This window comes from Cryobacterium sp. Y57, assembly GCF_002929505.1.
Classification (GTDB): Bacteria; Actinomycetota; Actinomycetes; order Actinomycetales; family Microbacteriaceae; genus Cryobacterium.
Map to the genome: position 1 here is coordinate 1 of NZ_PJJL01000056.1, position 26,506 is coordinate 26,506.

The window sequence follows — 26,506 nt, forward strand, 5'->3', positions numbered from 1 at the left end:
GCCGATGGTACTGCAGGGGGGACCCTGTGGGAGAGTAGGACACCGCCGGACTTAACTTAGAAACACCAGAAAAGCCATCCCTCACCGGATGGCTTTTCTGCGTTAACGCATCAGAAGATTAGAGGCCGCGCACACTGTGCGTGGCCTTTTCTCGTTCAGGAACTAGCGGCGACGCAGGCCGTCCAGGGCTACGGCGAGTACGTCGTCCGCGAGGCGACCGGCGTCTTCGGGACCCGCGGGGCGGTACCACTCGGCGATCGAATTGACCATGCCGAAGAGCAGGCGCGTGACGACGCGCGGGTCGATGTCGCTGCGCAATGAGCCCTCATCACGGGCTTCGATGACGAGGGCGGAGACCGCTCGGTCAAAGGCACGGCGACGGGTGAGAGCCAAGCGCTCGACCTCCGTGTTACCACGCACACGCAGCAGTAGGGTCACGTACGGTAGCCGAGACGTCAAAATGTGCACGGCACCCCGAAGCACGTAGGCCAGGCGGTCAATCGCACTACCGGTTAGCGCACCAGACTCGAGCAGCACGCCCTCGAGACCGTTGAGGGCTTCGTCGAGGGCGAGTTGGAGCACTTCATCCTTGGAGGCGAAGTGGTGATAGATTGCAGCCTTCGACAGGGCCAGCCGCGTCGCGAGCACTCCCATCGAGGTCGCGTCATAGCCGAATTCGTTGAACGCGGTCACGGCGATCTCAAGAATGGCGCGCTGGTCATAGCCGGGGCGGCCGCGTTTCGGTGGGTGTACGTCAGACATAGGACTTGAGTCTCTCACGCAGGCGTACCGACCATGACCGGCTAGCGCAGGTCGTAGACGCGTTTGTGCTTTCCGGCACTGCGCGGCAGGGTGCCGGGTTCGACTATCAGCACGTTCACACTCGATCCGATCCGATCCTTGATCAGGGCAATGAGCAACGCACGGGCAATGGCCGATGTCGCATCATTGGCGTGCTCGTGTCGCTCGATGCGCACGGTGAGCTCGTCCATGCGCGAAGGGCGTGTCAGCTCGAGCACGAAATGCGGGGAGAGATGCTCGATACCGAGCACGATCTCCTCGATCTGGCTCGGGAACAGGTTCACCCCGCGCAGAATGATCATGTCGTCGTTGCGGCCGGTGATCTTCTCCATGCGGCGCATTCCCGGCCGCGCGGTGCCAGGCAGCAATCGAGTCAGGTCGCGGGTACGGTAGCGGATGACCGGAAAGGCCTTCTTGGTCAGCGACGTGAAGACGAGCTCTCCGGTTTCTCCATCGGGCAGGCTGTGTCCGGTGTCACCATTGACGATCTCGGGCAGAAAATGATCTTCCCAAAGGTGCGGGCCGTCCTTGGACTCGATGCACTCATTGCCGACACCAGGCCCCATGACCTCGCTGAGGCCATAGATGTCGAGCGCATCGAAGTCGAGACGGTCTTCAAGTTCCAGACGCATCTGATTGGTCCACGGCTCGGCACCGAGCACGCCGGCCTTCAGGCTCGAGCGGCGTGGATCAAGACCGGCAGCAACCATGGCGTCGGTGATCGTGAGCAGGTAGCTGGGTGTCGACAGAATGACATCGGGCTCGAAGTCGGTGATCATCTGCACCTGTTTGTTGGTCTGGCCGCCCGACATAGGGATGGCGCAAACGCCCAGCGCTTCAATGCCGGCATGGGCACCGAGCCCTCCCGTGAACAAACCGTAGCCGTAGGCGTTGTGCACCTTCATTCCCGGACGCACGCCAGACGCACGCAGGCTGCGGGCGACCAGACCAGCCCACATAGCGAGGTCGCTCTTGGTGTACCCGACCACGGTCGGCAGGCCGGTTGTCCCTGACGATGTGTGAATGCGCGCGACCCGGTCCATCGGTACCGCGAACATGCCGAATGGGTAGGAGATCCGCAGGTCGTCTTTGGTGGTGAAGGGTAAGAGCGAGATATCTTCCAAGGTGCGAATGTCGCCGGGGTGCACTCCGGCAGCATCAAATTTGCGCGTATAGAGGGGCACATTCTCGTAGGCGTGCCGCACGGTGTTCTGTAACCGAATCAGTTGCAGCGCGCGAATCTCGCCCTGGGACATCCGCTCGGCCGGGTCGAGTTCGTCGAGTGCCGGTGCGTGCAGACGGGTCTTAGTCAACGTTGACATAGTGCCTTCCAGAAGGGTTAGAGGTGACTGCGGTCGGGAACGGGCCAGTTGGTAGTGCGGCTGTGACCGATCTTTACGCGCAGCAGCGCGGTAGCGGTGAGATTCTGGCCGCTCGTGGTCGGTGCCAGATATGTGATGTCCGCGCCAGCGGCCAGCGTGACGTGGTGCGAATCATTCCAGGCGATGGCGAACGCCGTGAGCGCGATTCGGTCATTCGGTTCTCCTCGTTGAGTGGCCGTTTCGGTCGGGGGTTGCCCGGCCGATAATGTGACTATATACTAACTGAACGATCGGTCGGGAATAAATTGTGCATTCGTGCGCGACATTGCCAGTGTGCGCCACTGTAGCGCCGCCCGTTTGTGCCCGAAACCCACCACGATCACCGCAGTCAACGCAGACCAGGAGCCGATGATGACAAGCACCTTCACGCCCGATACGAGCGCGACCGCCGATATCAGCGTCGAAGAGCAGCAGTTCAACGACTTGATCGAAGCTGACTCGCGCATCGAACCGCGCGATTGGATGCCCGAGGGGTACCGTAAATCACTCGTGCGCCAGATCTCGCAGCACGCACACTCGGAGATCATCGGCATGCAGCCCGAGTCCAACTGGATCACTCGCGCCCCGAGCCTCAAGCGCAAAGCCATTCTCCTGGCCAAGGTGCAAGACGAAGCCGGCCACGGCCTCTACCTCTATTCCGCCGCGCAGACCCTCGGCGCCACCCGCGACGACATGACGGATGCCCTCATCGCTGGCACGGCGCGTTACTCGTCGATCTTCAATTACCAGACTCCGAGCTGGGCCGATATGGGCTCAATCGGCTGGCTGGTCGACGGTGCCGCTATCTGCAACCAGGTGCCGCTCTGCCGCGCCTCGTATGGCCCTTACGGCCGCGCGATGGTGCGCATCTGCAAGGAAGAATCCTTCCACCAGCGTCAGGGCTTCGAGATTCTGCTCGAGCTCATGCAGGGCACAGCGGAGCAGCGGCAGATGGCGCAGGAATCAGTCAACCGTTGGTACTGGCCCGCGCTCATGATGTTCGGCCCGCCCGATGATGACTCGCCCAACTCGGCGCAGTCCATGGCGTGGAAGATCAAGCGTCACTCCAACGACGAACTGCGCCAGCGCTTCGTGAACATGATTGTTCCTCAGGCGGCCGTGCTCGGCGTCACCCTGCCCGACCCCGACCTGCACTTCAACGAAGAAACCCAGCAATGGGACCTCGGCACGATCGACTGGACCGAGTTTCACGAGGTGCTCGCCGGTCGCGGCCCGAACAACGCCCAGCGTCTACAGCGTCGACGCGACGCCCACGAGGACGGTGCGTGGGTACGCGAAGCCGCCGCAGCCTATGCCATTAAACAAACCGCCCGCAAACAGTGTGCACGAACCGAAGAAATGGCATCGAAATGACCACTCCCGGCGATTCCGCTTCTGAAATCTGGCCCCTCTGGGAGGTGTTCGTGCGTTCCAACCGCGGCCTCAGCCACGTGCACGTTGGCTCCCTGCACGCTCCCGACGAAACTCTCGCCGTGCGCAATGCGCGTGACCTGTACACCCGACGCGGTGAGGGTGTCTCGGTCTGGGTTGTTCCCGCCGCCGCCATCACCACGAGTGATCCAGACGCCAAGGGCGCCTTCTTCGAATCATCAGCCGGCAAGAACTACCGCCACGCGAGCTACTACTCCAAGAGTGAAGGAGTCAAACACCTATGAGCGAGGACACTGTGAGCATTGACAGCGCCAGAGCGGATGCCGACGACCACGGTCACGTCGCCGTCGCCGTCACCACGCTCGACGCCGAACTCATCGAAGGCCCATCCCTCGCCACACCCGACGTGGCGGAGTACGCCCTGTGGCTCGGCGATGACGCTCTGGTCCTGGCCCAGCAGCTTGGCGCCTGGATCTCCCGCGCACCCGAGCTCGAAGAAGATGTTGCCCTCGGCAACGTCGCCCTCGACCTGATCGGCCACGCCCGGTCCCTGCTGCACTACGCCGGAACTGCGACGAACCGTACCGAAGACGACCTCGCCTACTGGCGCACCGAGCCCGATTTTCGGTCGCTGCACATCGTCGAGCAGCCCAACGGTGACTTCGCACACACGATCGCACGCCAGTTCGTCGTGTCCCACTACGTGTTCGAGCTGTACAGCCGGCTGCGGGCATCCGCTGATCAAACGCTTGCCGCGATCGCCGCCAAGGCAGTGAAGGAGGTCGACTATCACCGCGACCACGCGACCCAGTGGATGCTGCGCCTCGCGCAGGGCACCGACGAATCGCGTCGCCGAATGATCACCGCCCTGTCCGACCTGTGGCCCTACGTCGACGAGATCTTCCGGGACGAACCACTCATCGACCGCCTCGAAGGAATCGCGGTGCGCCCGTCGAGCCTGCGCCCCGCTTTCGACGCCGCCATCGCACCGGTGTTCGCCGAAGCCGAAGTCGAACTCCCCAACGGATTCGTCGCCTCGGGCGGAGGACGCATCGGAAAACATTCCGAACACCTCGCTTTTCTCCTCGCCGAGATGCAGGTGCTCACCCGCGCCCACCCCGGAGCATCATGGTGACCGTCGCCGCGCACGAGGCGATCTCGCGCCCGCGTCCCATCGACGCGGCTTCGCTCGCCGCCTGGACAATCGCCGCCCAGGTCGTCGACCCCGAGATTCCGATACTCACCATCGCAGACCTCGGTGTGCTGCGGTCGGTCAGGGTCACCAGTGATGCTGTCGCGGTGACCCTGACGCCGACCTACAGCGGATGCCCCGCCATGGACGCCATGCGCGACGACGTCCTGGCCGTGCTCGCGAGCGCTGGCTACGAGAATGTGTCGGTGCGGCTCGTGCTCAGCCCGGCCTGGACCACCGACTGGATGAGCGAGATCGGTAAGAATAAACTCCGCGAATACGGCATCGCCGCCCCAACCGGGCACGCGACCGTGCGTGGTTCCGGCCCGGCCGGCCCGATTCGTCTGAAAATGGCCGTCAAGTGCCCGCGCTGTTCGTCACTCAACACCCGCGAGCTCGCGCACTTCGGCTCCACCTCCTGCAAGTCTCTCTACGAATGCCGAGACTGCCTCGAGCCGTTCGACTACTTCAAGGTGCTCTAATGGCTGCAATACGTCTCGAATCCACCACCCCGGGTGCCACGACTCTGGCGCCGGTCAAGCACCGCGCCCGCTTTCACACCCTGACGGTGGCTGAAGTGCGCCCGCTCACAGCCGACAGCGTCGAAGTCACCTTCATCGTTCCTCCTAAACTGCAGGGCGCGTTCAACTACCTGCCCGGCCAGCATCTCGCCCTGCGCGCCACGATTGACGTTAAGGAGCTGCGTCGCAGCTATTCGATCTGCCGGCCGGAGACATCCGGCCAGATCAGCGTCGCGATCAAACGCGACCTTGGCGGCGCGTTCTCCACCTGGGCCAACAGCGAGCTGCACGCCGGAGACACACTCGACGTGATGAGCCCGCAGGGCAGCTTCGTTTCCACCCTGCAGGGCCTAAGCCATAAGCACATCGTCGGAGTGGCCGCCGGTTCGGGAATCACCCCGCTGATGGCGCTCGCGCACACCGTGCTCGCTGCCTCACCGACGTCGATGTTCACCCTCGTCTACACCAACCGCACCGCGCTCGACGTGATGTTCCTCGACGAACTCGCTGAGCTCAAGGACCGTTACCCGGCCCGCCTCGCGCTCTACCACGTGCTCTCTCGCGAGCAGCGCTCATCCTCGTTGCTCTCCGGCCGCATCGATGAGGAGAAATTTCGGCGCATGCTCGACACGATCCTGCGCCCCGCTACGGTCGATGAGTGGTTTCTCTGTGGTCCGTTCGAATTGGTGCAGCTCTGCCGGGACACGCTCGAGAGTGCCGGTGTGGATCGGTCGCAGGTGCGCTTCGAGCTGTTCACCACCGGCGAACCCTCGGCCGCACACGGTGACCGCGGTCGGCCGGTCATCATCGGCACGGGTGACAAGACCTTCCAGATCGAGTTCACACTCGACGGCCAGAGCAACACGGTCACCACCCCGGTAAACGCGAACGAGAGCATTCTGAATGCTGCCCTGCGGGTGCGGCCCGACGTTCCCTTCGCCTGTGCCGGAGGCGTCTGCGGAACCTGCCGCGCCAAACTGGTCAGCGGCGACGTCACCATGACCGAGAACTACGCGCTCGAGCCAGAAGAACTCGCTCGTGGCTATGTGCTGACCTGCCAGTCGCATCCGACCACCGACACCGTCGTCGTCGACTACGACACATGACAACACCATATCTGACACCCAACATCTGACAGCCAGATATCTAACAGCGCAGAAAGCGGATGCCGTGATCGAGCTTTCCCTAGACAACGACGTCGCCCACGTGGTGCTGAACGCGCCCGACAAACTCAACGCCCTTGATGAGGGCGCAATCGTCGCACTCGACGCGGCCTACCGGGAGGCCGAGCGGGCCGGCGTGCGTGCACTCGTGCTGAGCGGCGTGGGCCGGGCCTTCTGCGCCGGCCGCGATATCTCGGCGGTCGACCCGGGCACCGACGACGTACTCGGCTACCTCGGTGATCTGGTCACCCCGCTGCTGCAGCGCATGAGCAAGTTTCCGGCACCGACCTTCGCGGCCGCCCACGGCGCGTGTCTTGGAGTGGGCCTCGGCCTGCTCATCGCCACCGACGTCGTCTATGTCGCCGATACCGCCAAGATCGGTTCACCGTTCGCCAACCTCGGCGCCACCCTCGATTCGGGTGGACACGCCCTCTTCGTCGAACGCCTCGGCGCGCACCGTACCCTCGATCTGATCTACAGCGGACGCCTGATGTCTGGAGCTGAGGCCGTCGCCGGAGGCTTGTTCAGCCAGGTCTTTGCAGCGGCAGAGCTGAACGCGGCAACCGTGCAGGCAGCCGCGCACGCGGCATCCGGTGCCACTCAGGCTTTTCTCGCAAGCAAGGTGCTCGTGCAGTCGCTGCGCGACGAACGCCTTGGCCTCTGGCGGAGCATGAGCGACGAGAACGCCGCCCAGGCCGCGCTCTGCGCCACAGGCGATTACCACGAGGGCTTCGCCGCGTTCCAACAGAAGCGCAAGCCCGCCTTCACCGGGCGCGCCTGCCCGCACTGAACCGAAGGTGGCTGCCGACAACCCGCTCGGTCCACGACGACGTGCCGACCGCGGTCGACGACTAGCTCCCACCAGTCTTTTTGCAAGGTCTGTCCGTTATTCTGAAGGAACTTGCTCGAAAAAAGTCACCCTGGACGATACCGGAGAGGGGTCGTCATGCACACACGCTGGGCCCGCTTCGCACGCGGCTGGATCGTTGCCGTGTTGTCGACCTTCACCACCGCCCTGTCGCACACGCTCGGCGGTGACTCAGTACCCGGTCTGCTGGCGGTCGTCGTGTCGCTCGCCTTCGCCGGCATGGTGTGCGTCGCTCTGTCGGGTCGTACCTTATCGTTCTGGCGTGGTACCGCATCCGTGCTGATCAGTCAGCTCATCTTTCACGGACTGTTCTCACTCAGCGCACCCGGTGGTGCGCTCGGTGCCGAAGCCCTCGCCGCGTCGGGTACCCACCAGCATGCGGCACTGCCCGGTCTGATCGGCCCGCTCGCACCGGGCGGGGGCGCTGATGTCACGCATGACGGTGCCACCATGTGGGTCGCCCACCTCGGAGCCGCCGTTATCACTATCCTGATGCTGCGTTCTGGGGAGCGCGCGTTCTGGGGCCTCGTCGAAAGCGTTCGCCTGGGCATGCGCACCCTCTACGTCCCCACACCGGTGGTCGTGCCGGTCGCGGCACCGCTTCGCATCGGGCACGAGGCGCCGGTGTTCGCGCCGCGCGATCTGGTTCTCGTGTTGTCGGCCATGCGGCATCGTGGCCCGCCGTCCAGCGCGTTCTTTGCCTGACACAGCCACGAACCAGACCATTTTCCCCGCCGCACCGAACGCAGAGCATAGGCCGCTCCGGCCCCGTTCGGTCAGCGCCGGGCACCCCACGCTAAAGGACAATCATGAAGTTCACGACCCCCCACGGTGCCGCCGCTACATCGGCCACCACCGCCCAACGCAAGCAGTCGGTCTAGTACCGTGCGCGCCAACACGACGCCCAACGGAGCGACAGCCCCCCTCCACCGAACCGCGCACCAGAAGTCGACCCGCCGGCAGACTGCTTCGGCCACCCGCCGTGCGGCCCGAGCCGTATTCGCGGTCGTCGTAGCTGCCGCGGCCCTGGGCTGGGGCGCGGCCCCGGCATCCGCTCACAACAACGTCGTCGGTTCCTCACCGGCGGCTGACGCGGTGGTGACTGAGCAGCCCGGTGTGCTCTCGGTCACCACGAGTGACCAGTTGCTCGATCTCGGCGCATCCGGCTCCGGGGCTGCGATGGTCGTCACCGGGCCGGCCAGCGCGCCGCTGTTCTACGGTGACGGGTGCGCAACGGTCTCCGGTGCCACGATCGAAACCGCGGCGCAGCTCGGTGCGGCCGGCCAATACACGGTGATCTGGCAGACGGTCTCCACCGACGGCCACTCGATCTCAGACGAATTCACTTTCACTTGGAAGCCAGCCCCGGGCCAAACACTCGCTGACGGTGCGACCGCGGCTGCATCGTGCGGGATCGAAGCGGATGCCGCCACCACGGACGTCACCGCGGACACCGGATCGAGTGCCGCCAGCGACAGCCCCCTGCCGACCATCGCCTGGATCGGCGGAGCCATCGGTGCGGTCCTGCTCGCTGGCGCAGTGACCCTGCTCGTCCTGCGCCGCACACGCCGTAGCTGACTCACCAGACAGCGGGTAAATGCTTGCTTCAGATACAGCGAAGCACCCAGTTACCCGCTGTCGCGGATCGGATTGGCGCGCGGAAACGTGTCAGGGGGGCCGGGTAAAGTTATGTAGGTGAGTTGGAACGCTGAGCTGCCCCGGAACCCCGACGACGTTGAACCACCCAGGAACTTCGACGGCCCCAGTGACTTCGACGGCCCCAGTGACTTCGAGGGCCCGAGTGACTCCGATGCCCCCGACGATTACGACGCTCCACCGCCAGAGTCGGACCGGGAATACGCTGCCAGCCAGTCTGTCGGGCGGCAGCCGGTCCAGCCGGCCGTAGCACCCGCTTCGAGCCAACGCAGCGGGGCTGCGGCCACCCGGTCCGCCATCCCGGTTCGCGCAGCGACCCGCAAGTTCTCCACCGCGGCTGAAGCCCTGCACACCGTGTTCGGCTACGACTCGTTTCGCGGCGACCAGGCTGAGATCATTGCACAGGTCGTCGACGGCAAGGACGCCGTTGTGCTCATGCCTACCGGCGGCGGCAAGAGCCTGTGTTACCAAATTCCCGCGCTCGTGCGACCCGGTACCGGCATCGTCGTCTCACCCCTCATCGCCCTGATGCAAGACCAGGTGGATGCCCTCACTGCCGTGGGTGTGCGCGCCGAGTTCCTCAATTCCAGCCAGGATTCGCAGACTCGCAACCAGGTCGAACGCGACTACCTGAACGGCGACCTCGATTTGCTCTACGTCGCTCCGGAGCGCCTGTCGAATGAGGCGACCAAACGGCTGCTCGAGCGCGGTACCATCGCTTTGTTCGCCATCGACGAGGCCCACTGCGTGTCGCAGTGGGGTCACGATTTTCGGCCCGACTACCTCGCGCTCAGCGAACTAGCCGAGCGCTGGCCCGACGTACCGCGCATCGCCCTCACCGCCACCGCGACGGACGCCACCCACCGGGAGATCACGACCCGCCTGCAGCTGGGCGACGCGAAGCACTTCGTGGCGAGCTTCGACCGACCCAACATTCAGTACCGCATCGTCGGTAAGGCCGAGGTGCGCAAGCAACTGCTGTCTTTGCTCAAGACGGAGCACCCCGGCGACGCCGGAATCGTCTATGCGCTCAGCCGCAAGACGGTCGACCAGACCGCCGAGTTTCTGCGTCAGAACGGCGTCAACGCCCTGCCGTATCACGCCGGGCTCGACGCGGGACTGCGCGCTCGCACCCAGTCCCGGTTCCTGCGCGAAGAGGGCGTCGTCATCGTGGCCACGATCGCGTTCGGTATGGGAATCGACAAGCCCGACGTGCGTTTCGTCGCTCACATCGACCTGCCCAAATCGGTCGAGGGCTACTACCAGGAGACCGGTCGCGCCGGCCGCGACGGCGCCCCGGCCACGGCCTGGCTCGCCTACGGCCTGCAAGACGTGGTGCAGCAGCGTCGCATGATCGATGAGTCGCCCGGCGACCTCGGCCATCGGCGCAAGCTCTCCGCCCACCTCGACGCCATGCTCGCCATCTGCGAAACCGTGCACTGCCGCCGCGTCAACCTGCTGCGATATTTTGGCCAGACCAGCGAACCCTGCGGCAACTGCGACACCTGCCTGGAACCCCCCGAAGCCTGGGACGGCACCATCCCCGCCCAGAAACTGCTTTCCACCATCGTTCGCCTGCACCGCGAACGCAACCAGAAGTTCGGCGCCGGCCACCTCATTGACATCCTCCGCGGCAAAGAAACCCCCCGAGCCACCCAATACCGGCATACCGAGCTGAGCACCTGGGGCCTTGGCGCCGATCTCAGCGACCAGGCCTGGCGTGGCGTCGTGCGCCAAATGCTGGCTCAAGGGCTGCTCGCTACCTCCGGAGAATACGGAACCCTCGTGCTGACGGATGCTGCCGCCGAGGTTCTCGGGGGCAGTCGCGATGTGCGACTGCGGCGCGAACCCGACCGTCCCGCACGTTCCAGCGCCGCCCGCCGCCCGAGCGCAGCGAAAGTCGCGGCCGCCGACCTCAGCATGTCCCAGGAGACCGTGTTCGAGGCCCTGCGTGTGTGGCGTTCGGCCGAGTCAAAGGAGCAGGGCGTTCCCGCCTACATCGTCTTCGGTGACGCGACCCTCATCGCTGTGGCCGCAGCAGCTCCCACCACGCTCGCCGCGCTCGACGGCATCACCGGTATCGGTGCTAAGAAACTCGAAGCCTACGGCGCAGCCCTGCTCGAGGTTGTCGCGGCGTCCGCCTGATCATAACGGTGCGTTATTTGTGCGGGAGCGCAGGTGCGCACGGCTCCGAGTTGTAGTAACCCTACAAAACGGATGCCGGGGGCGGCATCTCTCGTTGTTGCCCCCGCACCGCGCGTTTCACGACCATGACCATGCGGCCCTAACGTTGCGATCATCACTTTCGCGCGAACAGTTAGGACCACCCATGGTTGACACGAAACAGCGCTCCAGTACCCGATCGACGACGATCGATCCCCGCCTCGATTCCAGCCTCGATCCCAGCGTCGACACCGGACCCATCAAGTCCATCGGTGATCCCAGCGCCCCAGCAGTCAACGTCGATCAACTCGGGCGCCAGTTGCTCGGCACCTGGGCCGACGTGCGCCTCGCCGCCCGAGAAGTGACCGCGCGCCCCGATATGCAGCGCATCGAGGGCCTCTCCATGGCTGACCACCGGCTGCGCGTTCTCGAGCAGCTCAAGGTGCTCGCAGCCAACGGCCACGTACTGCGCGCCTTTCCCAAGCACCTGGGCGGCCAGAACGACCACGGGGGAAACATTGCGGGTTTTGAAGAACTCGTCATTGCCGACCCGAGTCTGCAGATCAAGGGCGGCGTGCAGTGGGGCTTGTTCGGAGCCGCTGTGCTGCACCTCGGCACCAAGCCGCACCACGATAAGTACCTTCCCGGCATCATGGACCTGAGCGTGCCGGGTGCGTTCGCCATGACCGAAATCGGTCATGGCTCAGACGTGGCGAGTATCGCGACCACCGCTACCTTCGACGTCGCCACCGGCGAGTTCGTCGTCAACACCCCGTTTCGCGCTGCCTGGAAGGATTACCTCGGTAACGCCGCGAAGGACGGCATCGCCGCCGTCTTGTTTGCGCAACTCATCACCCAGGGCGTCAACCACGGTGTGCACGCCTTTTACTTGCCGATTCGCGATGAAAACGGCGACTTTCTGCCCGGTGTCGGCGGCGAGGACGACGGTTTGAAGGGTGGCCTCAACGGCATCGACAATGGTCGCCTGCACTTCACCGACGTACGCATCCCGCGTGAAAACCTGCTCAACCGGTACGGCGACGTCGCCCCGGACGGCGCATATTCCAGCCCGATATCAAGCCCCGGCCGTCGCTTCTTCACAATGCTGGGCACGCTGGTGCAGGGCCGCGTGTCGCTCGACGGGGCCGCCACCGCGGCATCCGCTCTGGCCCTGACCATCGCAATCACCTATGGAAGCCAGCGTCGGCAGTTCACCGCCGGCAGTGACACCGACGAGGAGGTCATCCTCGACTACCAACGGCACCAGCGCCGGTTGTTTCCGCGCCTGGCCACGACGTACGCCCAGACCTTCGCGCACGACGAGTTTCTGGTGAAGTTCGACGACGTGTTCAGTGGCAAAGCCGACACCGACGATGACCGGCAAGATCTCGAGACCCTCGCTGCCGCGCTCAAGCCGCTCTCCACCTGGCACGCCCTCGACACCCTGCAGGAGGCGCGTGAAGCCTGCGGCGGCGCAGGCTTCATGGCCGAGAATCGCCTCGTCGGGCTGCGCGCCGACCTCGACGTCTTCGCGACCTTCGAGGGCGACAACAACGTGCTGCTGCAGCTTGTCGCCAAGCGTCTGCTCACCGATTACAGCCGTAAATTCGCCACAGCGGATGCCGGCGCCCTCGCCCGCTACGTCGTGCAGCACGCCGCTGGTCGCGCCTACCACGGCACGGGCCTGCGTACCCTGGTCCAGTCCGTTGCCGACCGTGGATCAACGGCCCGCTCGGTCGGTGCCCTCCGCGAGAGTGATGTGCAGCGCGAGCTGCTCACCGATCGGGTCGAGAGCATGATCGGTGAGGTCGCCGGCAAGTTGCGCGGCACCAATAAATTGCCAAAGAAGCAGGCCGCCGACCTGTTCAACGCGCACCAGAACGAGCTCATCGAGGCAGCACGCGCCCACGGCGAACTGCTGCAATGGGAGTCGTTCACCCGGGCGCTGGACGCCACAGCGGATGCCGGCACCAAGCAGGTGCTCACCTGGCTGCGCGACCTGTTCGGCCTCGGCCTGGTCGAGAAGAACCTGGCCTGGTACCTCATTCACGGTCGGCTCTCTGCGCAGCGGGCCCAGGCCGTCACGGCCTACATTGACCGGCTGATCGCGCGCATCCGTCCGCATGCCCTCGATCTCGTCGACGCGTTCGGCTACTCGCCAGATCACCTGCGGGCTACGATCGCGAGCGGTATTGAGCGTGAACGTCAGAACGAGGCGCGCGACTACTACGCCGACCGGCGGGCGTCGGGGGCCGCTCCAACACCCGAAAAGTCGGTCAAACGATAGGGCAGCGCGCGTCGTACTCAGGTACGACACCGGTGGCGCACAACCATCCCCACGGTTGATGCGCCACAGAGGGGTAAACCATACCGTTTGGTATGGGGGCTTCAACGCAGTGAAATGGGGGCCTCACCCATCAACGGAATGAGGCAGTCGTGATCCAGGCACAGTCCCTGACCAAGCACTACGGAAGCAAGACCGCGGTCGACGCGATCGACTTCACGGTGCAGCCGGGCAAAGTCACCGGGTTTCTCGGGCCGAACGGCGCCGGCAAGTCCACCACAATGCGCATGATCGTGGGTCTGGACCGACCCAGCGCCGGATCGGTCATCGTCAACGGTAAGCTATACCACGAGCACAAGGCGCCGCTGCGTGAGGTTGGAGTGTTGCTCGACGCCAAGGCCGTGCACACCGGCCGCAGCGCGTACAACCACCTGCGCGCCATGGCCGCAACGCACAACATCCCCACTAGCCGGGTGCACGAGGTCATCAACCTCACCGGCCTGGAGTCCGTCGCCCGAAAGCGCGTCGGCGGTTTCTCGCTCGGAATGGGCCAGCGTCTCGGTATCGCCGCCGCGTTGCTCGGTGACCCGGCCACCCTCATCCTGGACGAGCCGGTCAACGGCCTCGACCCGGAGGGTGTGCAGTGGGTGCGCAAGCTCACCAAACAGCTCGCCGCCGAGGGTCGCACCGTGCTGCTCTCCTCGCACCTCATGAGCGAGATGGCGCTCACCGCCGACCACATCATCGTCCTTGGCCGCGGTCGGGTGATAGCGGATGCCTCGGTCGCCGATATCATCGCCTCGGCCGCGCAGAACACGGTTCGCGTGCGCACTCCGCACTCGGCGGCCCTCGCCGCCCTGCTGGCACAGGACGATGTCACCATCACCAACGTCGAGCAGGACGTGCTCGAGATCAGCGGACTGACCGTGACCGAGATCGGTGACCGCGCCGCTGCCGCCCAGATCTCCCTGCACGAGCTCTCGGCGGTGAACGCCTCCCTCGAGGACGCCTACATGAAACTCACGCAGAACGAAGTGGAGTATCGCACCGGCGATTCCTCCTCCCACACCGAAGCGGAGGTCGCTCGATGAGCACCCAGACCCACCAGACAACGCAATCCGCTTCTCGGGCCCCCTTCGTTTCAACCGGCTCCGGGCTGCGCTTCAGCGGCCTGCTCAAGTCTGAATCGATCAAGCTCTGGAGCCTGCGATCCACCTACTGGACCTTTTCCCTCGTCGTCGTGGCCGCGCTGGGACTCACCGTAGCGATGTCCTTCGCCTTGTCGCCGGAAACGGCCGGATTCGACCCGGCCACCGGTGCCGCCATGGCCGTCGATAGCGCGCAGATGTTCGTCATCGTCTGCACCACCGGATTGGGCCTTGGGCAAATGATCGTCGCTGTTCTTGGCGTGCTCTCGATCAGCGGCGAATACTCCACTGGCATGATCAAGTCGACGCTCACCGCGGTACCGGGCCGTTTGGCCGCGCTCTGGGCCAAGGTAATCGTGGTGTTCGGGTTCACCTTCCTGGTGGGCCTGTTCAGTGTGCTCGGCTCGTTCCTCGTAGCCACCCCCATCCTGGGATCCCAGGACGTCACTGCAAGCCTGTTCGACGTCGACGTGATCATGCCATTGCTCGGCAACGTGCTGTTCCTCGCCCTCATCGCGGTGTTCTCGGTTGGTATCGGCACGATCGTGCGCAGCAGCGCTGGCGGCATCGCGACAGTGCTGGGCATTATCCTGCTCCTGCCGACGGTTGTGGCAGTGTTTTCCCTACTCGTCGAGTGGGTTGCCGACCTGATGCCGTTCATGTTCACCGTGGCCGGCTCCGAGATGATCGCCCCGACCATGGTGGAATCCTGGCAGGCGCTCCTGATCGTTCTCGCGTGGGTGGCAGTGAGCCTCGGGGTGGCCGCGCTGTTGCTCAAACGACGCGACGCCTAACCCGTACCATCGAAGAATGAGCATCAACACCTCTCTTCCCGCGCGCGACTCCGCGCCGGGGGGAGTGGTGGCGTTGCCTACTCCGCCCGGGGTGGTGCGGCGGTTTTGGAGTCGACATCCGCACGTGGCCGACGCGCTGATCGCAGCGATCTACGTGGTACCGATGGCGCTCACCCTCGTGGGCAACGGGCTGGCTGCCGAGCCTGCTCCCCTCGGCGATATCGTACTGAACGGTGCCATTGCGTTGGTTCTGGCCGTCGCCCTAATCTTTCGACGACGGATGCCTCGGCTCGTCTTAGTCATCACTTGGATCAGCCTGCTCACCTTCACCGACTATGGCGAAGCGAATCTCGTCGCCCAGCTCCTCGCGCTCTACGCGGTTGCGGTGTACTCCGATGCGCGCAGCGCGTGGATCGGGTCTGGGGCGTCAACGCTGCTGGCAAGTCTGGCCGCCTGGCAGACCGATAATCCGGCCGATTTACCGTGGATTCCAGTGGCCATCCAGATCGGGATCATGATGCTGGCTACTACCCTGGTCGGCGTCAATGTGGGAAACAGCAGACGTTACGTGATCTCGTTGGTCGATCTGGCCGCGCAGCTGACCCGTGAACGCGACCAGCAAGCTCAATTCTCACGCCTGTCCGAGCGCGCCCGCATCGCTTCCGAAATGCACGACGTTGTCGCCCACAGCCTGTCCGTTATGGTGGCGCTCGCCGACGGTGCCTATGCCATCGCGCCCAAGAACGTTGAGCGCTCTCGTGCGGCGATGCTCGACATCGCCAGCACTGGGCGCCGATCGATGACCGAGATGCGGCGTCTGCTCGGCATACTCGATCTCGGTACCGAGCCGGCCCCGCGTTCGCCGCAGCCGGGAATCGACCAACTGGCTGACCTCGTCGAATCCTTCCGGTCGACCGGACTGCCCGTCGTCTTGGAACGCAGCGGCCGCGAACCGGCTAATCCGAGCGTCCAGTTGACAATTTTTCGCCTGGTGCAAGAGTCGCTTACCAACGTGCTGCGATACGCGGATACACCCACACGGGTCGTGGTGGAGTTGCACTCGGCCCCCGGAACTGTCGAGGTCACCATTAGCGATAACGGTCGGAAGCGCCGGGAGTCGGGCGCGCGTGCGTTCGGCCGCGGCTTGATCGGCATGCAGGAACGGGTGTCCATTTATGGCGGCGACTTTGAAGCCGGAGCAGGAATCCACGACGGATGGCGCGTGCACGCCGCGATGGCCTTCGAGGACGAATCACCAGTGATCGAGGAGCGCAGATGACCGTACCGGGACCAACCCCACCGCCTGAACCCATCCGCATTATGCTCGTCGACGACCAGGCGCTCCTGCGCGTGGGCTTTCGCATGGTGCTCGAGGCCGAAGACGATTTCAGTGTCGTCGCCGAAGCCGCCGACGGCGTGGAGGCGATCGCACTCGCCACGAGCGCGCGCCCGCAGGTCATTCTGATGGACGTGCGCATGCCGGGGCTCGACGGCATCGAGGCTACGCGACAAATCATGGCGGCCCACCCGGACACCCGCATCATCATTCTCACCACCTTCGACCTCGACGAGTACGCCTTCGGCGGCCTGCGCGCCGGCGCGAGCGGCTTCCTGCTGAAAAACTCCGAACCGCGGGAGCTGATCAGTGCCATTCGCACGGTCGTCTCGGGGGAGGCATCCGTTTCACCACGGGTGACCCGCCGCCTGCTCGACCTCTTCGGTACCCAGCTGCCACAGACCGACGCCGAAAACGGATGCGCAGCCCAGGCCCTCGCGCAGCTCACCGAGCGGGAGACCGAGGTCTTTCTCGCTATTGCCGAGGGGCTGTCCAACCCGGAACTGGCCGAGCGGTTTTTTCTCTCCGAATCGACCGTGAAGACCCATGTCGGCCGAATCCTGCACAAACTTGGCCTTCGAGACCGGGTGCAAGCGGTCATTCTGGCCTATGAACGGGGCCTCGTCGGACAGTGACCGTCGGCCGGGTTCGTCACCGACCGCGGCCTTCGACCAGCCTGGCACAGTCGATGCACAGCTCCGCTGTCAACAGGGCGGACAGTCGGGCTGCCCCGATGGGTTTACCGCATCGGATGCAGGTGCCATAACTCCCGTCAGCGATTCGGGCAAGCGAACGATCGATTGCGGCGATTTTCTCAGTGAACTCGCCGTGGACACCGACAATTCGTGACCACTCACCCGAGAGCGTCGGACCTTCTGGGTCGTGCTCGTCGTCGGCCGATCCGTCGCTGCGCGCCTCACGCACGTTCGTGAGCGACTCGGCCAGCCGGTTCAGCTCGGTCGCCGTTAACGCGCGCTGATCCCTGAGGGCCTTGTCGAAGCGCTGGAGCTCGGCGTCCGAGAGTGAGGTGCTCGCCATGATCTATCGTTGCACGCCCCGACCGCTTAGTCCCAACGGTGAATTTGTGAAATCGATCAACCTCCGATCTGGGGAATAGGCTCATCGCATGCGTACCTTCTATCCCGAGCTTGAACCCTACGAAACCGGCATGCTCGATGTCGGCGACAACCAGACCATCTACTGGGAAGCCTCCGGCAACCCAGACGGCAAGCCGGCGGTCTATCTGCACGGCGGCCCGGGCGGCGGGTCCGGTCCGAACCAGCGTCGGGCTTTTGACCCGGCGAAGTACCGCATCATCCTCTTTGACCAGCGCGGTTGCGGTCTCAGCACACCGCACGCGAGCGAGCCCGACGTCGATCTGGGCGTCAACACCACCTGGACCCTCGTGGCCGACCTGGAGAAACTGCGCGAGCACCTCGGCATTGACCGTTGGCTGGTGTGCGGCGGATCGTGGGGCAGCACTCTCGCCCTCGCCTACGCCGAGACCCACCCGGAGAAGGTCACCGAACTCGTCGTACGCGGCATCTTCACCCTGCGCCCGGTCGAGCTCGACTGGTTCTACGAGGGCGGTGCCGCCGCGATCTACCCCGACCTGTGGGAGTCCTTCCTTGCGCCCGTTCCCGAAAACGAACGCGGCCACCTGATCGAGGCTTACGGCCGGCTGCTGCACGACCCCGACCAATTCGTGCGCGAACGTGCTGGCGTGGCGTGGGCCACCTGGGAATCCTCGACCATCACCCTGCTGCAGGAACCCGACAAGATCGCCAGCTTCTCCGACCCCGCTTTTGCGGTGGCCTTCGCCCGTATCGAGAACCATTTCTTCACCAACAAAGGCTGGCTCACCCCCAACCAGCTCATCGACAACGCCTCCCGCCTCGCCAATATCCCCGGCGTCATTGTACAGGGCCGCTATGACATGTGCACCCCAGCGTTCACCGCGTGGGACCTGCACAAGAACTGGCCGGAAGCCGAATTCTGCCTCATCCCCGATGCCGGCCACGCCTTCGACCAGCCCGGTATTCTCGACGCCATTACTGTGGCGACCGACCGCTTCGCAACCTAATCCATTGAGAATTCGTCTGGCAATCCTCGCGGATCTGCAATACTGACCGCATGACCGACTCGAACTTCGCTTCCCTCGCCGTGGTGGTGGTGAATTTCGGGTCGGCAGCGTTGCTCGAAGAGAACCTCCAACCGCTGTCCCGATCGGCACCCGGCCTGCACATCGTGGTCGTCGACAATTTCACCGACGCCGCGGAGCAGGCCAGGGTGGCGATGATCGCCGAACGCGAAGGCTGGCAGCATGTGCTGTCGGCGACCAACCGCGGCTTCGGCGGCGGGATGAACCTCGGCGTCGCGCGGGCGCAGCAGAATGGGCGCACCCATTTTCTCCTCTTGAATCCGGATGCCGCCATCTCCGCTGACCAGGTCGCCCGCCTGCTCGAGGCCGTCACCCGGCATCCGCTCACCCTGGTCTCGCCCCGCATCCTGCGGCCGGACGGTACGGTGTGGTTCGACGGTAGCGATCTGTACCTCGAAGACGGGCGCGTGCGCGCCACCCGCAAGCGCGGGGACCACCCGGGCATACGGGTCACCCCCTGGCTGAGCGGCGCGTGCCTGCTCATCAGTGATGATCTCTGGCGCCGGGTCGGCGGGTTCAGCGACGACTATTTTCTGTACTGGGAAGACGTCGAACTCTCACACCGGGTGCTGTTGGCCGGGGGAGAGGTCACGGTCTGCGCCGATGCGTACGCCACTCACGCGCAGGGCGGCACTCAGGGCGCCGGCCAGCACAGCGCCGGCCAGGCCAAGTCGTACTCCTACTATTACTACAACGTACGCAACCGCCTGGTTTACGCGGCTCGTAACCTTACCGACGACGACCGCCGGAGATGGCGTCGACGCAGCGTGCCGGCGGCTTGGGAGGTCATCTCCCGTGGGGGGCGACGGCAGCTGCTGAGCTCGCTGCAGCCGCTTCTGGCTGCGGCCCGCGGGCTTCGCGACGGCCTCGCTTACCGGCCGGTATCTGCCTCCACGCCGACACCTGCCCCAACCAGAACGACCTAGCGCTTACGCCGCCGAATGAACCGCTTGGCGTACTCGCACAGAGTCACGAAGTCGGTGCGCCGCACGCCGTAGAACTGCAGCGGGTTGATGTTGAATTTGCGATACATGAACAACAAATTCAGGTTGCTGGAAATGAGGTTGCCGGCCAGGGTCGCCAGCGCGGCTCCCATTGCGCCGAGCGGTGGTGCCAAGACGATCAGCATGCTGATATTCACCAGGCAGGCGATCATAAGCGACATGCTGCGCAGGCCTGGGCGTCCGCGGGCGCTCAAGCCGGAGCCGCCGATCGACCCGGGAGTGCCGAGCACCACTGCAGCGAGCAGCACACCGGCCACCGGCAGTGCGGGGCGAAAATCCTCGCCGAACAGAAAAGGCAGCCACCACAACATGCTGATGCCGAGGAACGCGGCGGCCAGCCCGCACAGCAGAGTGCTGATGCGAGCCGAGGAGGCGAGACGCGCGTCGACGGAATCAGCAGCATCGGTCACAAAAGTCACGTCCCGCACCGCCTGGTTGATGATCAGCGGGAGTTCACTCACGCTCACTGCGACCACGTACAACCCGAGTTGATAGGTGCCGGCGAACGGTGTCATGAGCACCTGGTCGAGCCTGGACAGCAGAATTCCGGACAGCGAGCCGACCCAGATGCGCAGTCCATAGCTCAATAGTCCGGCCGTGCGCGCCTCGCGCGGAACGTCGAAGGCCCGTGGATCGAGGCTGCGCATACGCCCGATGTAGACGAACAGCCCGGTCACCGGCATCGCGGCCACCGCGATCGTCGCCACGAGCGGCGTCAGGTTGTCGGTGAGCCAGAACGGAATGAGGACAGCGAGCCGCAGTGACGAGGTCACAATGCGCTCTACGGCAACCAGCCGCCAGCTTTGGGTAGCGGATGCTACTCCCCGGAATACGCCGACGAGCAAATTGGGCACAATGGCCAGGCAGGCTACCAGAATAAGTTGCTGCACCGTCGGGTCGCCACCGCTGAGCCAGGCCGCTGACAAAGTGACGGCGCCCATGGCGAGCAGCCCCGCGATAACCAGAATGACCATGCCCCGGTTTGAGGCGTTGCGGGCCAGGGTGGGGTTACGGGCAATCGCCCAGGTGACGGCTTCGGGAACACCAAAGGTTGCTACCGTGACCACGAGGGCGAGAGGCGCGGTCGCAGCGGCCACAGCACCACGACCGTCAACCCCGAGTGCCTGGGCCAGGATCGGACCGGAAAACAGCGCGACCAGTGGGGGGAAAGCGTTTCCGATCAGCGCGATGGTCATGTTGCGCGACACCGAATTCGGGGCGACCGTCCGGCCTGGGGTGGAGCCCGCTGAAGGCTCGACCGCACGGTCGGTGGCCCGCTGAGCGGCCATCAGCCCTCGGGGTCGCCTAGGTGTCATCGCTGCTCACCACTCGCAGCGCGGGACTCGCCCGCAACACGAGCGAATCACGGGGGTCATCGCGCAGTATCCGCTCCCGTTCTGCGTCGCCCACGCACGCCGCGAACTGGGCATCATTGCCGCCCTCGGTCACATTCTGCCGGTACAGGGTGCCCCGCTGCGAACCCGGAATGGCCGGATACTCGGCCTGAGCCTCACCCACCTGACGGGCTCGAATGCCGTGCCGAACGGCGACTGAGTAGACCCACAAATCGTCCGCCCGCGGAGCGACCCGCAGAAAGGCATCACCTTCGGCGCGTAGCGCATCGAGCAGGCTGAGCGGGTAGTAGATTCCGGAGACACCGGTGCAGAGCGTTCGATAACTCGCGGCGGTCCTACGGGCCGCGACCCAGCGAGAGTAGAGGGCGACCCGATCGCCGTCAAAGGTGACCGTGTGGGCGCGCTGCCCGACGATCTCCAGCGGATGCCGAGTGGCCGCCTCGAGTAATTCGGCCAGCCAGGTGCGCGGGTATAAGACGTCGTCATCGGCGGCAACCAGGGGGAGTGTCGGTGAGGAAGAGGCATATGGAAACTGTTTTTTATGTGGTCCGAAGTCGGGGCAGGATTGAATTTCCAGGCCGCGCCGCTGCAAACGACGCAGTGTGGCCGGTGGGTGCGCGAGCGCCGCGGCGTCATCGAGCCAGAGAATGAGGCGCCGGGGGCGGATTCGCCCGGCGGCGATGGTCTCGAGGGCATAGTGCACAAAGGCGATTCGATGGCCGAAGGAGGTCAGGTTCACCACCACGGTGCCCGATCCTGTCACGGATCGACGGCTCATCCGATTGGTCACGCGCAGACCCGCAAGGCGTAGCTTGACTCTGGCCCGCTGCGCGAGGGCGGCGGGGTCTCGGTGCAGATCGGTGACAAGCCGATGGATGGTGTTGATGACCACGTTATTGATGACCACAAGCTACTTCCGGTTGCACAATGAATATCTCTCACGAAACCGCCACTATACAGGCCGCGCGACCCACACCTGCCCCCCTCCTCGGGGGGATGATTTTCCCTCAATTTGAGAGAGTTTGCCCTTGTCTCTTCCCTGCTGAGCCGTCTATTGTTATGCACGATGCGGCTGCGCAACAGGGGTTGGTGCCCGAATCGCCCCTGTGCGGCCCGGGTGGTGGTTGCTATTGATCCCTCAGGTGCGCTCTAATATCGCCTCGGTGCGACCTGCTCCGGTGCCACTCAAGCGCACCCGCGCGGGCCGTTTCGTGCACCAGGTCCCGCCCCTTGGCAATAAGTTCATTGCCATTGTTGTTCTGGTCGTTATCGCGCTGCGCATCGACATCGACCGAGGCGTCACTGTGGGCGCCGTGGTCTGTATCGCACTGTTCCCTGTGTGGTTCCCGATTCTGCGCCAATACTGGGGCGCTCGGCTGCTCCTGATCGGAGGCCTGGTCGCGATCGGCTCGGGTATCTGGCTCACCGTCCTATCCGCGCCCACGCACGAGGCGAGTCTCGGTCAGGCGTTCGGGTCGATCGCCGGTCTCGTCGGGTTGATCGCCGGCGTCGGCTTCGTGCTCTGGGCGCGCACCGTTCTGCCGGACTCCCAAATCGCCATCTGGTACGGTGCCGGAATCCTGCTCGGTGTCTCGCCGTCGAGTGAGCTGTACGCGGCGAATCCATGGCGTTTCGGCTATTCGGTAGCCTTGACGATTCTGCTGCTCGGAATCACGCTGCAGCTGCGCCGCCGCTGGCTGGAGCTGGCCGTCGCGCTGGCACTCACCGTCGTGGCTACCTTGACGGATGCCCGTTCCGCGTTCGCGTTCATGCTGCTGACTGTGCTTTTAGTCGCCTGGCAAATGCGTCCGACCCGACCTACGCGCGGCAAGTCGGCGCTGCGCGCGCTCCTCGGACTCGGCGTTCTTGGTCTCATCGTCTTCAACGTGATTCAGTCGCTCATTCTCGACGGCGCACTCGGTGCAGCCACCCAGCAGCGTACCCTCGCGCAGCTCAACGAGACCGGTTCGCTCATCCTCGGCGGGCGCCCCGAACTCGCGGCGACGATCGCGCTCATGCAGCATCAGCCGTGGGGGTTCGGCGTTGGCGCCGTGCCTAATCCAGAAGACATACTGGCCGCCAAGACCGGCATGGCTGCGATCAACTACGAGCCGAATAACGGCTATGTCGACAACTACATGTTCGGCGGCCACATCGAACTGCACTCGGTCATCGGTGACTTCTGGGCGGCCTTCGGCCTCCCTGGGCTTATGCTCACCCTGATCATCCTCGTGCTCATCGTGCGTAGTATCGGCGTGCACGTGGCAGCCAACACCGCCAGTGCCGTGCTGCTGTACCTCGGCATCAAAGCCGTCTGGTTCATGTTCTTCGGCCCGTTCTTCAGCTCATCCGTGCTGCTCGTTCTTGTTCTCGGGCTGCTCATCACCCGCAGGGTGCCGACCGAACGGGATGCCGCGCTGCAGCGCCCCGGACCCCTTCGGCTCACGATGGCGCGGCGTCGACGATGAGCGGCACCAAACCCGCGGCCGAACGCGTTGGCTGGGTGGATACCGGCCGGGGCATCGCTATCCTGCTCGTCGCCCTGTTCCACTCAGCGAACTGGCTGATCGGCGCTGGTTTCGATATTCCGTATTGGCGCGAAATCAACGACTCGCTGTCCTCGATGCGCATGCCCTTGTTCTTTGTTCTGTCGGGCCTATTCGCCCCCAAATGGCTCCTGAAGCCGTGGCGCGATCTATGGACGGTTAAGGTGCGCCTCTACCTCTGGGTCTTCCTGCTGTGGGAGGTGGTCGGTTCGATCGTGTTTCTGATCAACCAGACCGTGACAGGCGTAGGATTCGGCGTGCGGCACGCCATACTGGACCTCGTGGCGTCTCCGGTGCTGCCTCGGTTCGAACTCTGGTTCATCTGGGCCCTGTCGATCTTTTTCATAGTGGCCAAGCTCTGTCGTCGCGTCAATCCACGGCTGCAACTCGTCGTTGCCGGTGCAGTCTCTGTCGTGGCGCTCAGCGGACTCGATACGCCTAATGTCGGGTGGTCCGGGTCGCTCAAGTACTACTTCTTTTTTCTGGCCGGCATTTACCTGCGCAGCTGGATCATTCGCATCGGTACGGTCGACAACCGGCTGCTCGTTGGTACCGCCATGTTCGTCTGGGTGGCCGTCACCACCGCTGTCGCGCTGCTAGGGCTGCGCGATGTTTTCGGCTTGTACTTTCTGAACTGTCTGGTCGGTGTCGTCGGCGGGATTGCGTTCAGTCGCACCCTGCACACCGCACGCTGGCTTGGCATGATCGGGCGCATCACCCTGCCCATTTACCTGGCGCACACACCCATCGTCATCCTCATTTCCTCCGCGCTGTCGCTCCCGATCCTGTTGAGTGCGGTCGCCGACATTGCGCCCGTGTTGCCTCTCATTCTTGCCGCGGCGGCCGTATTTCTCGCACTCTTGCTGAACCGGTTTGCATCGCGCAGCTGGCTGCGTTACGCCTACGAGCCGCCGCCGCTAATCACTGAACTCGAGTGGCGCCACCGCCGCTCAGAACGCCCCACCCGGTCGGCGGAGCCAACGTGAGCTCAGCGAACGCGCACTGCTAATTTGACGTAATTTCATTTTTGGGCAACACTCTAGTAGCTATCGGCGACTCCCTGCAGTTGTCTCACCCGCATACCCGAACGTGCACCACCCGAAATGAATCCATGACTGACCATATTTCACGTTCTCATCGCCGACCGCTCACCCTGACCCCGCAGTATTCTCGCGGCGTGTACCAGCACCACCCCGCCGTGCATCGTTATGACCCACCTCGTCCAGACCTCACCCGTGTCGATCTGACGAATGCAGTTCGTCTGCAACGCACTCGGATGCGGCGCAAGACCAGCACGCGACCTCCAGCTTTCGTCGCTGCAGCTACCCTCGCCGTTCTGATTCCGCTGGCCGGCTTGGTGGCCCCGGCCCAGGCCCAGGCCGGAGGCGTCGTTCGGATCGCCACCGCGACTGCCGGTACTACTGGAGTTCCTTCCGGTACCACCCTGAGGGTGCACAACGGCGATCTCAATATCACCCAGGCCGGTACCGTCATCAACGGCTTGGATATTCGCGGCCTGGTCAAGATCAACGCGATCAATGTGACAATCAAGAACTCGATCATTCGCGGACGAAGCGTTAGCGGTCCCGCTGCGCTGGTCAATAACCTCGGCGGGCGCTCGGGTCTGAAGATCATCGATTCGGAGTTGTATCCGTCACAGCCGTCCCCCAACATCAATGGCATCTACGGCTACAACTTCACGCTGACTCGCGTTGATATCCACGGCGTCATTGATGGTGCTCACGTGACCGGCAGTAATGTCACGATCGCGAATTCCTGGTTGCACGGCAACCTGCACTACACCAGCGATCCGAATCAAGGTGGAAAGCCCAGCCATGATGACTCCATCCAGATTCAAAAGGGCAGCAATATCAAGGTGTACGGAAGTACCCTGAGCGGTTCCCACAACGCCGGAGTGCAGATCACCCAGGACACCGGTGACGTCTCGAACTTCTCCTTCACGAACAACTATGCCGACGGCGGCGCCTGCACCATCAACGTGGCCCAGAAATCGTATGGTCCGATCTACGGCACCGTCGTCACCGACAACAAGTTCGGACGCAATACCAGGCTGGCCAACTGCGCCATTATCGCGCCCAGCACGACCAAGATCAGCACCGCTCGCAACTACTACACGCCCGATAGCCTGACAGTCTCGGTGCATGCGGGCTAACCCGGCAAGCCAACATCAAAGCCAAAGCCAAAGCCAAAGCCCTCGCGCGCGGCATCCACAGCGCCCGCCTCAAGGTTTTCACAGCTTCTCGTTTGACCGAACCGCATCGACACGGAATGCTGTACCAATGACAGGCGGCTCCCCTCAGCTGCCCCGCCCAACACGCCCCGAAGCGTGTGCAGGACACGAAATCACCTAAATGAAACTCAACCCGAAACTGACCCACGGCTTACCCGCCGCACAGAGAACTCGTTCCCCGTTTCGCCGCGCACGCACGACGGCAGTCGCCGCTGTGGTCCTCGGATTGACCGGCGCCCTTGTGGGAATCGCTCCCGTTCAAGCTGTGGACACGATAGCACCCGGCTACACAATCACTCCAGGGCGGGGCGAGCCCGCAGCGCCCCCCGCGGCCCGCACTGCGTTCGGAATGGGCCTGACCCCGGCGCAGTTGCGCTGGCTGCTGGCTCAACTCTTTCCAACCACTCCCGAACCGATTCTGGCTCCGGCACCGCGGCCTGCTCCGGCACCGAGTCCTGCTCCGGCACCGAGTCCTGCTCCTGCTCCGGCACCGAGTCCTGCTCCTGCTCC

At 64.2% G+C, this 26,506-nt stretch carries 24 protein-coding genes; 19 read left to right on the top strand and 5 right to left on the bottom strand.

Features of this window, described 5'->3' with window-relative positions; all coding sequences use genetic code 11:
* Positions 1-162: 162 nt before the first annotated feature.
* Entirely contained in the window at positions 163-762 is a 600-nt protein-coding gene (locus CXY72_RS04445; RefSeq protein ID WP_104126499.1) for a TetR/AcrR family transcriptional regulator, read from the bottom strand.
* Positions 763-803: 41 nt separating this feature from the next.
* Positions 804-2,123: a phenylacetate--CoA ligase PaaK gene (paaK, locus tag CXY72_RS04450; RefSeq protein ID WP_104126500.1), complete on the bottom strand. Its 1,320-nt coding sequence runs from the start codon at positions 2,121-2,123 to the stop codon at positions 804-806.
* Between the two features lie 408 nt (positions 2,124-2,531).
* On the opposite strand from paaK, the gene paaA reads away from it, so the two are divergent.
* From paaA to CXY72_RS04520, 14 genes are all read left to right on the top strand, one after another.
* The gene (gene paaA / locus CXY72_RS04455) at positions 2,532-3,536 is read left to right on the top strand and encodes a 1,2-phenylacetyl-CoA epoxidase subunit PaaA (RefSeq protein ID WP_104126549.1); all 1,005 of its coding nucleotides are present in this window, start codon (positions 2,532-2,534) and stop codon (positions 3,534-3,536) included.
* On the top strand, positions 3,533-3,838 hold the full coding sequence (gene paaB, locus CXY72_RS04460; RefSeq protein ID WP_104126501.1) for a 1,2-phenylacetyl-CoA epoxidase subunit PaaB: 306 nt from the start codon (positions 3,533-3,535) through the stop codon (positions 3,836-3,838). The genes paaA and paaB overlap by 4 nt, the downstream gene beginning before the upstream one ends.
* A complete protein-coding gene (paaC, locus tag CXY72_RS04465) occupies positions 3,835-4,689 on the top strand; it encodes a 1,2-phenylacetyl-CoA epoxidase subunit PaaC (protein ID WP_104126502.1) in 855 nt (284 codons plus the stop codon). Before paaB ends, paaC begins: the two co-directional genes overlap by 4 nt.
* On the top strand, positions 4,683-5,228 hold the full coding sequence (paaD, locus tag CXY72_RS04470) for a 1,2-phenylacetyl-CoA epoxidase subunit PaaD (protein ID WP_104126503.1): 546 nt from the start codon (positions 4,683-4,685) through the stop codon (positions 5,226-5,228). The genes paaC and paaD overlap by 7 nt, the downstream gene beginning before the upstream one ends.
* Complete coding sequence (paaE, locus tag CXY72_RS04475) at positions 5,228-6,373, top strand: 1,2-phenylacetyl-CoA epoxidase subunit PaaE (RefSeq protein ID WP_104126504.1); 1,146 nt, start codon at positions 5,228-5,230, stop codon at positions 6,371-6,373. Before paaD ends, paaE begins: the two co-directional genes overlap by 1 nt.
* Before the next feature lie 64 nt (positions 6,374-6,437).
* On the top strand, positions 6,438-7,220 hold the full coding sequence (locus CXY72_RS04480) for an enoyl-CoA hydratase/isomerase family protein (RefSeq protein ID WP_104126505.1): 783 nt from the start codon (positions 6,438-6,440) through the stop codon (positions 7,218-7,220).
* Positions 7,221-7,376: 156 nt separating this feature from the next.
* Complete coding sequence (locus CXY72_RS04485) at positions 7,377-8,003, top strand: hypothetical protein (RefSeq protein ID WP_104126506.1); 627 nt, start codon at positions 7,377-7,379, stop codon at positions 8,001-8,003.
* A 180-nt stretch (positions 8,004-8,183) separates the two neighbouring features.
* Positions 8,184-8,876 (top strand): copper resistance CopC family protein, encoded by a 693-nt coding sequence (locus CXY72_RS04490; RefSeq protein ID WP_158252463.1) that lies wholly within the window; start codon positions 8,184-8,186, stop codon positions 8,874-8,876.
* Positions 8,877-8,993: 117 nt separating this feature from the next.
* Positions 8,994-11,099 carry a DNA helicase RecQ gene (gene recQ / locus CXY72_RS04495; protein ID WP_370446207.1) on the top strand — a complete coding sequence of 702 codons (2,106 nt, stop codon included), beginning with the start codon at positions 8,994-8,996 and terminating at the stop codon, positions 11,097-11,099.
* 184 nt (positions 11,100-11,283) lie between these two features.
* The gene (locus CXY72_RS04500; RefSeq protein ID WP_104126508.1) at positions 11,284-13,404 is read left to right on the top strand and encodes an acyl-CoA dehydrogenase; all 2,121 of its coding nucleotides are present in this window, start codon (positions 11,284-11,286) and stop codon (positions 13,402-13,404) included.
* Between the two features lie 149 nt (positions 13,405-13,553).
* Positions 13,554-14,492 (top strand): ABC transporter ATP-binding protein, encoded by a 939-nt coding sequence (locus CXY72_RS04505; RefSeq protein ID WP_104126509.1) that lies wholly within the window; start codon positions 13,554-13,556, stop codon positions 14,490-14,492.
* Positions 14,489-15,343, top strand: a complete 855-nt coding sequence (locus CXY72_RS04510; protein WP_104126510.1) for an ABC transporter permease — start codon at positions 14,489-14,491, stop codon at positions 15,341-15,343. Before CXY72_RS04505 ends, CXY72_RS04510 begins: the two co-directional genes overlap by 4 nt.
* Before the next feature lie 16 nt (positions 15,344-15,359).
* Positions 15,360-16,622, top strand: a complete 1,263-nt coding sequence (locus CXY72_RS04515; RefSeq protein ID WP_104126511.1) for a sensor histidine kinase — start codon at positions 15,360-15,362, stop codon at positions 16,620-16,622.
* The gene (locus CXY72_RS04520) at positions 16,619-17,314 is read left to right on the top strand and encodes a response regulator transcription factor (protein ID WP_104126512.1); all 696 of its coding nucleotides are present in this window, start codon (positions 16,619-16,621) and stop codon (positions 17,312-17,314) included. Before CXY72_RS04515 ends, CXY72_RS04520 begins: the two co-directional genes overlap by 4 nt.
* Before the next feature lie 16 nt (positions 17,315-17,330).
* Here the strand turns inward: CXY72_RS04520 and CXY72_RS04525 are convergent, their stop codons facing one another.
* Positions 17,331-17,717, bottom strand: coding sequence for a TraR/DksA family transcriptional regulator (locus CXY72_RS04525; RefSeq protein WP_104126513.1), 387 nt, complete (start codon positions 17,715-17,717; stop codon positions 17,331-17,333).
* A gap of 88 nt (positions 17,718-17,805) precedes the next feature.
* Between CXY72_RS04525 and pip the strand changes: the two genes are divergently transcribed.
* Together pip and CXY72_RS04535 are read left to right on the top strand one after the other, a co-directional pair.
* Complete coding sequence (gene pip / locus CXY72_RS04530; protein ID WP_104126514.1) at positions 17,806-18,762, top strand: prolyl aminopeptidase; 957 nt, start codon at positions 17,806-17,808, stop codon at positions 18,760-18,762.
* 50 nt (positions 18,763-18,812) lie between these two features.
* A complete protein-coding gene (locus CXY72_RS04535; protein ID WP_104126515.1) occupies positions 18,813-19,766 on the top strand; it encodes a glycosyltransferase family 2 protein in 954 nt (317 codons plus the stop codon).
* Here CXY72_RS04535 and CXY72_RS04540 read toward each other — a convergent pair.
* Together CXY72_RS04540 and CXY72_RS04545 are read right to left on the bottom strand one after the other, a co-directional pair.
* Positions 19,763-21,040 carry an oligosaccharide flippase family protein gene (locus CXY72_RS04540; RefSeq protein WP_158252464.1) on the bottom strand — a complete coding sequence of 426 codons (1,278 nt, stop codon included), beginning with the start codon at positions 21,038-21,040 and terminating at the stop codon, positions 19,763-19,765. The two genes, CXY72_RS04535 and CXY72_RS04540, sit on opposite strands and share 4 nt — an antisense overlap.
* Positions 21,041-21,149: 109 nt before the next feature.
* Entirely contained in the window at positions 21,150-22,106 is a 957-nt protein-coding gene (locus CXY72_RS04545; RefSeq protein WP_104126517.1) for a hypothetical protein, read from the bottom strand.
* A 235-nt stretch (positions 22,107-22,341) separates the two neighbouring features.
* Between CXY72_RS04545 and CXY72_RS04550 the strand changes: the two genes are divergently transcribed.
* The 3 genes from CXY72_RS04550 (at position 22,342) to CXY72_RS04560 (ending at position 25,918) form a co-directional block, all read left to right on the top strand.
* Positions 22,342-23,667, top strand: coding sequence for an O-antigen ligase family protein (locus CXY72_RS04550; protein WP_104126518.1), 1,326 nt, complete (start codon positions 22,342-22,344; stop codon positions 23,665-23,667).
* Positions 23,664-24,731 (top strand): acyltransferase, encoded by a 1,068-nt coding sequence (locus CXY72_RS04555; protein WP_104126519.1) that lies wholly within the window; start codon positions 23,664-23,666, stop codon positions 24,729-24,731. Before CXY72_RS04550 ends, CXY72_RS04555 begins: the two co-directional genes overlap by 4 nt.
* A 125-nt stretch (positions 24,732-24,856) precedes the next feature.
* Entirely contained in the window at positions 24,857-25,918 is a 1,062-nt protein-coding gene (locus tag CXY72_RS04560; protein ID WP_104126520.1) for a hypothetical protein, read from the top strand.
* The last annotated feature ends 588 nt before the right edge of the window (positions 25,919-26,506 follow it).

What these genes read in the sequence shown, in the direction of transcription:
- CXY72_RS04445 (WP_104126499.1), bottom strand. Translation starts at nt 762, where the DNA reads ATGTCTGACGTACACCCACCGAAACGCGGCCGCCCCGGCTATGACCAG.
- paaK (WP_104126500.1), bottom strand. Translation starts at nt 2,123, where the DNA reads ATGTCAACGTTGACTAAGACCCGTCTGCACGCACCGGCACTCGACGAA.
- paaA (WP_104126549.1), top strand. Translation starts at nt 2,532, where the DNA reads ATGATGACAAGCACCTTCACGCCCGATACGAGCGCGACCGCCGATATC.
- paaB (WP_104126501.1), top strand. Translation starts at nt 3,533, where the DNA reads ATGACCACTCCCGGCGATTCCGCTTCTGAAATCTGGCCCCTCTGGGAG.
- paaC (WP_104126502.1), top strand. Translation starts at nt 3,835, where the DNA reads ATGAGCGAGGACACTGTGAGCATTGACAGCGCCAGAGCGGATGCCGAC.
- paaD (WP_104126503.1), top strand. Translation starts at nt 4,683, where the DNA reads ATGGTGACCGTCGCCGCGCACGAGGCGATCTCGCGCCCGCGTCCCATC.
- paaE (WP_104126504.1), top strand. Translation starts at nt 5,228, where the DNA reads ATGGCTGCAATACGTCTCGAATCCACCACCCCGGGTGCCACGACTCTG.
- CXY72_RS04485 (WP_104126506.1), top strand. Translation starts at nt 7,377, where the DNA reads ATGCACACACGCTGGGCCCGCTTCGCACGCGGCTGGATCGTTGCCGTG.
- CXY72_RS04500 (WP_104126508.1), top strand. Translation starts at nt 11,284, where the DNA reads ATGGTTGACACGAAACAGCGCTCCAGTACCCGATCGACGACGATCGAT.
- CXY72_RS04510 (WP_104126510.1), top strand. Translation starts at nt 14,489, where the DNA reads ATGAGCACCCAGACCCACCAGACAACGCAATCCGCTTCTCGGGCCCCC.
- CXY72_RS04515 (WP_104126511.1), top strand. Translation starts at nt 15,360, where the DNA reads ATGAGCATCAACACCTCTCTTCCCGCGCGCGACTCCGCGCCGGGGGGA.
- CXY72_RS04520 (WP_104126512.1), top strand. Translation starts at nt 16,619, where the DNA reads ATGACCGTACCGGGACCAACCCCACCGCCTGAACCCATCCGCATTATG.
- CXY72_RS04525 (WP_104126513.1), bottom strand. Translation starts at nt 17,717, where the DNA reads ATGGCGAGCACCTCACTCTCGGACGCCGAGCTCCAGCGCTTCGACAAG.
- pip (WP_104126514.1), top strand. Translation starts at nt 17,806, where the DNA reads ATGCGTACCTTCTATCCCGAGCTTGAACCCTACGAAACCGGCATGCTC.
- CXY72_RS04535 (WP_104126515.1), top strand. Translation starts at nt 18,813, where the DNA reads ATGACCGACTCGAACTTCGCTTCCCTCGCCGTGGTGGTGGTGAATTTC.
- CXY72_RS04540 (WP_158252464.1), bottom strand. Translation starts at nt 21,040, where the DNA reads ATGACCATCGCGCTGATCGGAAACGCTTTCCCCCCACTGGTCGCGCTG.
- CXY72_RS04555 (WP_104126519.1), top strand. Translation starts at nt 23,664, where the DNA reads ATGAGCGGCACCAAACCCGCGGCCGAACGCGTTGGCTGGGTGGATACC.
- CXY72_RS04560 (WP_104126520.1), top strand. Translation starts at nt 24,857, where the DNA reads ATGACTGACCATATTTCACGTTCTCATCGCCGACCGCTCACCCTGACC.